Origin of the sequence: Catenulispora sp. GP43 (assembly GCF_041260665.1) — a bacterium.
Classification (GTDB): domain Bacteria; phylum Actinomycetota; class Actinomycetes; order Streptomycetales; family Catenulisporaceae; genus Catenulispora.
Window position 1 is genome coordinate 138,834 of record NZ_JBGCCT010000010.1, and the last position, 9,394, is coordinate 148,227.

General features: G+C 69.0%; 13 protein-coding genes. 4 read left to right on the forward strand and 9 right to left on the reverse strand.

Translation table 11 applies throughout. The features are described from left to right. Positions 1–126: 126 nt before the first annotated feature. The 4 genes from ABH926_RS21845 to ABH926_RS21860 all read right to left on the reverse strand — a co-directional run bounded on the left by ABH926_RS21845 (position 127) and on the right by ABH926_RS21860 (position 2,682). Entirely contained in the window at positions 127–423 is a 297-nt protein-coding gene (locus tag ABH926_RS21845) for a CsbD family protein (protein WP_370367554.1), read from the reverse strand. An 80-nt stretch (positions 424–503) separates the two neighbouring features. Next, a complete protein-coding gene (locus ABH926_RS21850) occupies positions 504–920 on the reverse strand; it encodes an STAS domain-containing protein (RefSeq protein ID WP_370367555.1) in 417 nt (138 codons plus the stop codon). 96 nt (positions 921–1,016) lie between these two features. Further along, complete coding sequence (locus ABH926_RS21855) at positions 1,017–1,709, reverse strand: HAD family hydrolase (RefSeq protein WP_370367556.1); 693 nt, start codon at positions 1,707–1,709, stop codon at positions 1,017–1,019. 7 nt (positions 1,710–1,716) lie between these two features. Then, entirely contained in the window at positions 1,717–2,682 is a 966-nt protein-coding gene (locus tag ABH926_RS21860) for an LLM class F420-dependent oxidoreductase (protein WP_370367557.1), read from the reverse strand. 161 nt (positions 2,683–2,843) lie between these two features. Here ABH926_RS21860 and ABH926_RS21865 point away from each other — a divergent pair, with 161 nt between their 5' ends. Genes ABH926_RS21865 through ABH926_RS21880 form a run of 4 tightly spaced genes read left to right on the forward strand, consistent with a single transcriptional unit; the run spans position 2,844 to position 4,145 of the window. Continuing rightward, a complete protein-coding gene (locus tag ABH926_RS21865) occupies positions 2,844–3,266 on the forward strand; it encodes a phage holin family protein (RefSeq protein WP_370367558.1) in 423 nt (140 codons plus the stop codon). Further along, positions 3,263–3,598, forward strand: a complete 336-nt coding sequence (locus ABH926_RS21870) for a DUF3618 domain-containing protein (RefSeq protein ID WP_370367559.1) — start codon at positions 3,263–3,265, stop codon at positions 3,596–3,598. Before ABH926_RS21865 ends, ABH926_RS21870 begins: the two co-directional genes overlap by 4 nt. After that, the gene (locus tag ABH926_RS21875) at positions 3,595–3,882 is read left to right on the forward strand and encodes a DUF4235 domain-containing protein (protein ID WP_370367560.1); all 288 of its coding nucleotides are present in this window, start codon (positions 3,595–3,597) and stop codon (positions 3,880–3,882) included. The genes ABH926_RS21870 and ABH926_RS21875 overlap by 4 nt, the downstream gene beginning before the upstream one ends. Further along, entirely contained in the window at positions 3,879–4,145 is a 267-nt protein-coding gene (locus ABH926_RS21880) for a hypothetical protein (protein ID WP_370367561.1), read from the forward strand. Before ABH926_RS21875 ends, ABH926_RS21880 begins: the two co-directional genes overlap by 4 nt. Before the next feature lie 82 nt (positions 4,146–4,227). Here ABH926_RS21880 and ABH926_RS21885 read toward each other — a convergent pair whose 3' ends face one another. From ABH926_RS21885 to ABH926_RS21905, 5 genes are read right to left on the reverse strand one after another with little or no spacing between them, the layout of a single operon-like run. Next, positions 4,228–4,896 carry a hypothetical protein gene (locus ABH926_RS21885; RefSeq protein ID WP_370367562.1) on the reverse strand — a complete coding sequence of 223 codons (669 nt, stop codon included), beginning with the start codon at positions 4,894–4,896 and terminating at the stop codon, positions 4,228–4,230. Positions 4,897–4,900: 4 nt separating this feature from the next. Continuing rightward, positions 4,901–7,498 (reverse strand): penicillin acylase family protein, encoded by a 2,598-nt coding sequence (locus ABH926_RS21890; RefSeq protein ID WP_370367563.1) that lies wholly within the window; start codon positions 7,496–7,498, stop codon positions 4,901–4,903. Positions 7,499–7,551: 53 nt separating this feature from the next. Next, positions 7,552–8,403, reverse strand: coding sequence for an alpha/beta fold hydrolase (locus ABH926_RS21895; protein WP_370367564.1), 852 nt, complete (start codon positions 8,401–8,403; stop codon positions 7,552–7,554). A gap of 4 nt (positions 8,404–8,407) precedes the next feature. Then, on the reverse strand, positions 8,408–9,193 hold the full coding sequence (locus ABH926_RS21900; RefSeq protein ID WP_370367565.1) for a thioesterase II family protein: 786 nt from the start codon (positions 9,191–9,193) through the stop codon (positions 8,408–8,410). Positions 9,194–9,208: 15 nt separating this feature from the next. Further along, positions 9,209–9,388 (reverse strand): MbtH family protein, encoded by a 180-nt coding sequence (locus ABH926_RS21905; protein WP_370367566.1) that lies wholly within the window; start codon positions 9,386–9,388, stop codon positions 9,209–9,211. Positions 9,389–9,394 lie beyond the last annotated feature (6 nt).

Below are 9,394 nucleotides of genomic sequence, written 5' to 3' on the forward strand. Positions count from 1 at the left end.
CGGGGTTAGAAGATGGTTGACCTGCTTGTGGTCCTCTGTCAGCTGCACGATCCCATCCACGGCGTCTCCTCCGTGCGGCGGGCGAAAGGCAGCTCCGGGCGGGAACCCGGAGCTGCCTACGTCTACTTACTTGTTGAGGTGCTGCTTGGCCTTGGCAGCCACCTGCTCAGCCTTACCCTTTGCCTGCTGGCCCTCGTCATCGGTGACGGCGCCCGCCACCTCCCGTGCCTTGCCCTTGGCCTGCTGGCTGGCGTTCTGCACGGTGTCCTTGGCCTTGTCCGCTGTCTGCTTGGCACGCGCCTCGTCCTGGTCGGCCTGGCCTTCGGCCCGCACTTCGTCGTTGCCGGTGACCGTGCCTGTCGTCTCCTTGGCCTTGCCCTTCAGGTTCTGGGCTGCGTGCTTCGCCTTGTCGCCTACAGTCATGGCTGTCTCTCCCTAGCTTCGGTGGCAGAGCCGTCCTTGTAACCACCGCAACTCCCGCGAAACAGCCAGCGCCTTTCTCATCAGCTGACGGACTGCACCGTCAACGCGGCGCGGGCCGCATCGATGTCGCCGAATCGCGGAAGCAAGTCGTTCAAGCCGGTCAGATCAAAGACTCGTTCGACCAAGACGTTGAGGCCGACAAGTCCGAAAGCGGCCTGCTGCTCGATGGCGTGCTGCCTGGCGCGTACCAGGGACCGAAGTCCGCTGGAATCCATGAAGCTGATACCGGTGCAGTCCAGCACCACCGCTGACGACAGTGTCAGCTGCGAAACCAGCGACTCCCACAGCTTCTCGGCCGAGGCGAAATCAACGTCTCCGACAGCCGTGACGACGGCCAAGCCGCCGATCGCACTGGTTGAGCATTCAAGACTCGGCATCAATGACCTTCCTTCGCAGAACGGCAAGCTGATGCGTTTACCCTCGGGCTCCAGCTCCATTCGCGCGCGCCACTCCGTCTGGCGATCGGAGATCTTGTACGCCCCAGCGGCCGCGGACCATGCCCCAGGGACCTACTTGGCGCCAGCGTCTGACTTTCAGCCTTCCTGGTCGACCAAAGGCGTCGCATCGAGGTGATCGATCAGCTCGCCAAGCGAGGGGAACACCGCGGCGGCACCCGCCTCACGCAGTTCCGGCTCGGAGAATCCGCCGGTCAGAAGTGCCACCGATGCGACGCCGGCGCGGCGGGCGGCTTCACAGTCCCAGGTCGAATCGCCGATCATCACTGCCCGCTCGGCGTCGGGGACCTTCTCCAGGGCGGCACGGATGATGTCCGGCTCCGGCTTCGCTGCTTCGACGTCGGCACTGGACGTGGCACCGTCCAGCAGGTCGTCCACGTCAAGCATCGAGCGGAAACGCTCCAGGTCTTCCTGGCTCGCCGAACTGGCCAGCACCACCGAGAAACCGCGGTCATGCAGCACCTTGACGAGGTCACGTGCATCAGCCATCAGCTCGACCTCGCCGATGAGCTGTTCGAAGTGGCGTCCGTGGCCGCTGCGTACCTCATCACCGAGTCGCTTCTCGACCCCGTCACCGGCGACGGCCGACACGAGTTGTTCGCCGCCCATGCCGATGTGTCGGTGCAGACGCCAGACCGGTAGAACGATCCCGTGGTCGCGGAACGCGCGGTACCAGGCGATGGCATGGTGGTAGTTGGTGTCGACGAGGGTTCCGTCGAGATCGAGGAGCGCGGCGACGCCGCTGTTCTTCGCAGTCGATGTCGATGTCACGGCGACCTCACAGCTCGCGCAGAGCCGGGAGCAACGCCTTCTCGGCCCAGTCCAGGAAGGGTTGTTGGGCGTCACCGCCGACCTGCACCAGCGCCACCTCGGTGAAGCCGGCCTCGGCGTACGGCCGCACGGCCTCGACGAAGTCGTCGACGGAGTATCCGCAGGGGATTGACGCTGCCACGTCCTCGGGGCGCACGAACTGGCTGGCCGCGTCGAACCCGGCGGTCCCGGGGATCTCGGAGTTCACCTTCCAGCCGCCGCCGAACCAGCGGAACTGCTCCAGGGCGCGGGACACGGCGCGTTCGCGGTCGGTGTCGTAGCACACGGGGATCTGGCCGACCTTCGGCTTGCCCCGTCCGCCTTCGGCCTCGAACATCGACACCAGCTTGGACTTCGGCTCCACCGCGATCATCACGTCGGCCAGCCGGCCGGCCAGCTCGCACGAGTCGCGCCCGGAGACCGCCAGGCCGATCGGCGGCGGGGTGTCGGGGCGGTCCCACAGCTTGGCGGCCTCGACCTGGAAGTGCTCGCCGTGGTGGGTCACGTAGCCGCCGTCGAACAACCGCCGGATGATCTGGACCGCCTCCGTCAGCATCTCCTGACGCACGCTCACCGCCGGCCAGCCGCGTCCGACGACGTGCTCGTTCAGGTTCTCCCCCGAGCCCAGACCGAGACGGAAGCGCCCCTCGGACAACAGCTGCATCGTGGCTGCCTTCTGCGCCACCACCACCGGGTGGTAGCGGAAGGTCGGGCACGTCACGTACGTCATCAGCGGGATCGTGGACGTCGCCTGAGCGGCGGCGCCCAAAACGCTCCAGACATAGGGAGCGTGACCCTGCTCATCCAGCCACGGGAAGTAGTGGTCGGAGGCCACCGAGAAGTCGAAGCCGACACCCTCGGCCCGGACCACGTCCTCGACGAGCTGTCGAGGGCCTGCCTGTTCGGTCATCATCGTGTAGCCGACTTTGATCATGCACACCGTAGTGCCCCGGATTGTCCGGGGAAAACAGCCGATCCGCGGTCGATCACCCGACTTTGTGATCACCTTCACAAAGTCGGGCGCCGACCCGGAGCCGACCTCGATGTTTGCCGCCTCAAGGTCTGGTCATGAGGGGCACGCCGGAAGGAGAGAGCATGGCAACCGAGAGAATCATGTCGCCCGCTCAGCCGTCGACGGCCGAGCTCATGAACGACGCCGCAGCGCAAATCTCGCGGTTGGTGCACGACGAGATCACGCTCGCCAGGCTGGAGATGCAGACCAAGGTCAGGCAGATGGGCTTCGCCGCGGGGCTGATGGCCTCGGCGATGCTCTTGGCCCGGATCGGACTGCTCCTGGCCTGGGCACTGGTGGTCGTGGCACTGGCCAACGTCTGGCCGCTGTGGCTGGCTGTCGCGGTGCCGATGGCCGGAGCCTTCGTTCTGGCCGGCGGGGCGGCTCTGCTGGGCAGGCGACGGCTGGCCACGGCGACGCCGCCGGTACCGACCGAGGCGTCCGAGTCGGTGCGGACGGATCTGCGCCTGGCCCAGGACGCTGTCCACGAGGGGCGTAAGTCATGACTTCACAGCCTGAGCCGGCCCATGCGGCCGAGCTGAAAACCGACATCGCCGCCACGCGAGCCGACCTCGCCCAGACGTTGGCAGCCCTCACGGCCAAGGCACAGGTCAAGGCCCGAGCCGGGGACGCGGCCAAGAACGCTCTCAGCCGCACGAAAGGCGAACTCGTGTCGATACCCGGCCGAGTCTTGGGCGGGGTGGACAACCTGTTCCGCCGCACACGTTCCATGACCACGTCCACGCAGCGTCGGCTGTCCGCGGGAGCCGTGCTCGCCGCCGGACTGACCGCACTTCTGGCAGTTCACCAGGCGGGAAACAAGCGAGGCCGTCGATGAAGCCGCTCACCGCGAAGATCGTCTACAAGCCGGCGGGCTTCGGCTTGAGCCTGGCTGCAGGCGCGGTGGCGAGTCTCGTGACGCGGCGACTCTGGCTGGTGCTCACCGACCGGGACTCCCTGCCTGACGCCGACGACACAAGCGCCTCGTGGCCGGAACTGCTGGTCGGCGCCGGCCTGGAAGCCGCCGTGTTCGCCGTGGCCAAGACGACCGCCCAGCGGTTGGAAGCCACGGGCATTCGTCGGGCCGTGTCATCTCCCAGTATTAGAAGGAGGACATCATGAAGCGAAAACTGACCTTCGCCACCGGTATGGCCGTGGGCTATGTCGCCGGTACGCATGCCGGTCGCCAAAGGTACGAACAGATGAAACAAAAGGCCCACGAGCTGAGCCGACAGCCGACCGTGGTCGACGCACGCGAAAACCTACGCGATCACGCCAGTACCGCGACGAAGACGGTCGCCGCCAAGGTCACGGAAGTGGCGTCAGAACTGACTCACAAACTACATGCCTCGGGCGACGGGGAGAGCGGGCCGCTGCCCAGGTAGCCGATTCCCGCTTGCACAGGCGATCTGTCGATGCTCGCGCCCGGCAGCGTAGCGCATCGCACCGGTCGAGTGACGGCGCCCTTTACCGTGCCAGGACTCGTGCCCGGCGCCGGAAGAACGGTCCCGACACCGACCGTGCGAGCCACGCGCCGAGAATCCCCTGCAGGGCGGCGACCAGCAGGGTCAGGATGATGACGACCCACCCTGTGGGCGGGAGTCCGGCGAGCGCCGACGCGACCCGGGCCGTGGCGACCACCGGCTGGCCGGCGATCGCCCGCCATACGAGAGGCACCGTCCAGCCGAGCGATCCCGCTGCAGCCGCGCACCACACGCCGGTTCGGGGTCGCACGCCGCGGAACGAGCCCAGGGCCCCGAAAGCGATGCCGGTGAAGAAGGGCACGAACCACCACTGCGCCGCCGTGCCCAGTGCCACGAGAAGCGCCGCCGCGCCGGTGGTGGCCCACCTCACCCGCGCGGGAAGCTGCACGGACGACTGCCCTCCGGACTCGGCGGCCGGCTGGGCGGCAGGCCGCGCGCCGGGCTGAGCAGCGAGCTGCGCTACGGGCTCAGTAGCCGGCTGCGCGGGCCACCCTTCGGGCTCGGCGGCGGGCTGAGCAGCCAGCTGGCCGGCGAGCCGCGCGGCAGCCTGGCCGCCGCCGCCCTCCCCCGCCGACACCAACCCCGCGTCACTCGCGTCACCCGCGTCACCCGCGGCCAAGCCGGTCTCCGTCCGTACCTCCATATCGCTCACCGCTTCACCCTCCCGCTCGCAGCGTCCACACCACGCCGCTGCGCGGTGCCGGGTCGTCCGGCCAGGGCATCGGGCGCAGGCGTCCGTTCCACCAGTCCGAGACGAGGTTCTGATACCAGGGCGACAGGGGGTTCTCGCTCTGGCCGCCGGGATAGATCGCGGCGGCTGTGGCCTGCTGGGGGCCCGTCCAGTCCACGACCATGCGCCAGCTGGGCCCGAAGGCCGAGTTCATGCCGCCGTCGGCGGCGTCCACCGTCCAGCCGTCGCCGCCGGCCGGGAACGGGCCGTAGCCCAGGCCCGGCGCCTTGCTCAGGGCCGGGATCTCGCGGGTGTGCAGCCGGCCCCAGGTCCAGGTCTTCGGGTCGCCGCCGAGCTGCTTGCGCAGGTCGGTGACCGCCTGGGCGAAGGCCGTGCGCATGACGGTGGTCGCGGTGCCGGTGCGGCCCGGCGGACTGAAGGCCGGGTTGTCTTGGTCGCCGAGGGTCCAGGCCTGCAGGTCCTCCATGAGGCTGGGCACGTCGGTGCCGACCTCGGGGGCGCCGTCGTCGCCGGTCGGCACCTTCTTCGCGTCCCACCAGGGCTGGAAGACCGCTGACAGGTAGTCCTTCCAGAACGTGGACCACACGCTGGCGCCCACCGACGGCGTCGTCATCTGGTGGTCCCACGACGTCAGCGCCTGGAATGCCTGGCGCTGGCGCGCGTCCAGGGGTGCGTCCTTCAGCGCGGCGGCGAGCTTCGGCACGATCAGCGTCGAGAGGTAGTCGGTGACGTCGGTCTGCTGGGCGGTGAAGTCAGCGGCTGTCAGGTTGCTGCGACCGTCGAGGTTGCTGTGGATCTGCGCGGTCCGGTAGCCGTAGTCGAAGTAGAAGCTGGTGCCGATGTAGTACGGATAGTCCGCGGACACCGGTCTTTGGTTGGTGCTCACCACGACATGGTCCGGCGGGTCGTAGACCTGCGGCTGGGCGTCGTACGGAATCGCGCCCGCGACGTCGTCCTCGCCGGTCCCGGGCAGCGGCAGCCACGGCTGGCCGGTCTTGACGAGCGGGAAGTAGCCCGCCGCGACGATGCCGATGTCGCCCTGGCCGTCGGCGTAGGCGAAGTTGAGCGTCGGCGCGTGCCACCCGCGCAGCGCCTCATGGAACTGGTTCCAGCTCTGCGCCTTGTCGACGGCGAGCATCGCCGCGAGCGACTGCGAAGGGTAGTCGCCCGTCCAGTTCACCGAGATGGTCTGGCCGTTGTCGTGGGAGAGCACCGGTCCGTGCACAGTCAGGTCCACGTCCAGCGAGACCGTGGACGCCCCGCGCACCGGGATCGTGTAGTGCACCCGCTGCATATCCCGCCACGCCCCCTGCCAGAAGTACTGGCCGGGATGGTCGGGGCTGGTCTTCTCGGAATAGAAGTACGTGGACTGGTTCTGCACGGCGGTCATCGACCACGAGATCGCCGCGTTGCGGCCGATGACGACGCCGGGCAGCCCGACCAGGCTCGCGCCGGACACCGTCATCGACGGCGCCGACAAGGCCACCTGGAACCAGTACGAGGGCAGGGACAGCTGCAGGTGCGGGTCGCCGGCGAGCATCGCACGGCCGTCGGCCACCTCCGGCCCGTTCGCCGCCCATGCGTTGCTGTCCGGGTAGCTGTGGATCTGGGAATCGTCTGACAGCCGCGCGTACTGCGCCAGCAGTCCGTCGATCGAGGCGGCTGATGTGGAAGCGGGAGAAGCCGGAGAAGCGGGGGAACCAGCCGAACCAGATGAAGCAGACGTCGGCGTCGCCGCGGCATCGGCATCAGCCGGCAGCGGCGCGATCCCCAGGTTCTGATACGGGCCGGTGTCGTAGGGCCGCTGAGCGGTCGGCGACTGTACGGGGAACCACGCCTTCGTCAGCTCCGGCCCCAGCGAGGAGTTGAGCTTGTCGAGCTTCAGCGGCAGCGTTGTGTAGCTGAGGACCTGTGTGAGCACCCCCTGAACCGCCAGGCTGTCCACCGGTGTCCAGTCCCTCGGGTGCACGCCGGTCAGGGCGAAGATCGTCGGCCAGTCGCCGTCCCGGCGGACCTCGGCAAGCCGGTCGTTCACCCCCTGCGAGAAGGCGGTCAGTGCCTTCCCCTGCTCGCTGTCCGGCGGCGTGGCGCTCCAGTTCGCCTGTGCGGTGCGCAGCAGTCCGGTCTGCAGCTCGAACGTGTCCGAGTCGACGGCCGGAGAGCCGGCGAGCTCGGCCAGCCGGCCCTCGGCCGTCCGGCGCTCCAGGTCCATCTGCGAGAGCCGGAAGCGGGCCTGCACATATCCCTCGACGAGGAACAGGTCCTCCTCGGAGCCGGCGTGCATCGTGGGCACGCCGGCGGTGTCGAAGGAAACGGTGGCCGCCGCGTGCATCCCGTCGAGGCGGATCGTCTCCGTTTTGACCGGCCGGCCGTCAGCCGCGGAGTCCCACACGCCGGCGCCCGGATCCAGCGCCGAACCGAGCGGCGGGATCGCCCCGGCGCCGGCGGCCAGCAGTCCCATCATCGCCACCGAGACCACGATCGACAGCACGATGTTCGCCCGTCTGCGGAACGGGCCGGATCGGATGAGCCGAGAAGCATTGAGTCTGGCGATGCGGATCACGGTGACTCCCCGTCGGGGTTGGGATTGGGAACGCCGGCCCGCGAGCGGCGGCGTCAGCCGTTGTCTGGCGCCTTGCTCGCGGTCACGGTGCGGGCCCAGGACCGGAATTCGTCCTCGAACAGCGCGGGATGTTCCATCGGCAGCATGTGCGCGGCGTCCGGGACGCGCAGCAGCGTGGCCTGCTCGCAGGCGGTGTCGATCGCGGCGGCCATCGCCTGCATGCCGGTGGTGTCGGCGTCGCCCACCAGGACCCGGATCGGGCCGCGCAGCTCGGCCAGCCGGCCGGCGGCCGGAACGACGTCCAGGAACTTGGGGGTGTCCTCCTGCTGCGTGTAGTTGAGCCGCAACATCTCGGTCACCTCGGCGTAGAGCGCCTCGCGGCTGTCGGACGGGCCGCGGGTCGGTCCGTCGACGAACAGCCGCAGCTCGCCGGCGATGATCTCCTCGACGGACCACGCGTCCTCGGCGGCCTCCACGGTCTCCATCAGCGGCCGCTCGTGGTCGGCGACCGGAGCGTCGAACCCTGAGATGTCCGGAGCCGCCAGGAACAGGCCGTCGACGCGTTCCGGGTGCGCCAGGGCGAAGTCGATCGCGATCCGGCCGCCTCGGGAGGCCGCCAGAAGGACGGCGGATTCGAGCCCGTGGCCGTCGAGCACGTCGGCCAGGTCCGCGGTGTCGGAGAACACGCCGTCGAGCGTCGTCGTCGACCGTCCGCAGCACCGGCAGTCGTAGGCGATACAGAAGACTTCGTCGCCGACCGCGCGCATCAGCGGGTACCACATCTGTGCGTGGCCGAGGCCGGAGTGGATCATGACGACCGCGGGCTTCGTCCGTTCCCCGCAGTTCGCCGTGAACAGTGTCCCGCCCGGAACCTCGATGGCACGTGTCTCAATGTTTCTCATCATCCTGCTACTCTCGCCTACTCGCGGCGCCGGGAAACAGCCCACCCGCGCCGACGGCGGCCGGCACGTCCGCACCTGCCGTCAACGACCGCACATGACATGCACCGACGTAGTCGGCGAGTTCCTGAGCGCAGCTCAACAAATACATGTGTCCGCCCTCCCACGTCCGGGTCCGGCAGCCGGTCCGCGACTGCTCCGCCCAGGCGGCGAGACCGTCGAAGGGCACTTCGACGTCATCGGTCCCGCCCAGGGCGTGGATCCGGGCCGACAACCGGGGGCCGTCGCGATAGCGGTATTCCGTCGCCATCGTGTAGTCGGCGCGCAGCCCCGGCATCAGGAGTTCCAGCAAGTCGGGCTGGGAGAACACCGCCGGCGGCGCCACGCCGTGCCGGCGCAGGTCGGCAAGGATCTCGGCGTCGGTCGGCGCCGGACGGCCGGCCGACAGCTGCGGCGCCGACATCCCCGAGACCACCAGGCAGCGGACCGGAGTCCGGCGCTCTTGCAGCAGGCGGGCGAGTTCGAAGGCGACGAGCGCACCGAGGCTGTGGCCGAACAAGCCGGTCGGCAGCGCGCTGTCGGCGACGGCCTCGGCCAAAGCGGCGACCAGCACCCGCAGGTCCTCGATCGGCTCCTCCAGCATCCGGTGCTCGCGCGCCGGGTAGTCGGGGACCCACAGCTCCACGCCGGCGGGCAGCTCCCCGGCCCAGGCCTCGTAGACCGACCCGCCCCCGCCGGCGTAGGGCAGGCAGAGGAGTCGGCTGCTTCCGCCGCCGGCGTTGAGCCGTCTGAGCATCGACACCTGCCTCACTCAGCCTCGGACGCTGCGGGGCCGCATGTCGGTCCAGACCGTCGCGATGTGGTCCAGGCACTCGTCTTTGGTCCCGACGTTCCCGTCCCGGTTCCAGCCGGCCGGCAGCTCGCGATCTTCGCGCCAGACGGAGTACTGCCCCTCGTCGTTGACGACGACGGCGTATTGGGTCTCGGACATGTTCTG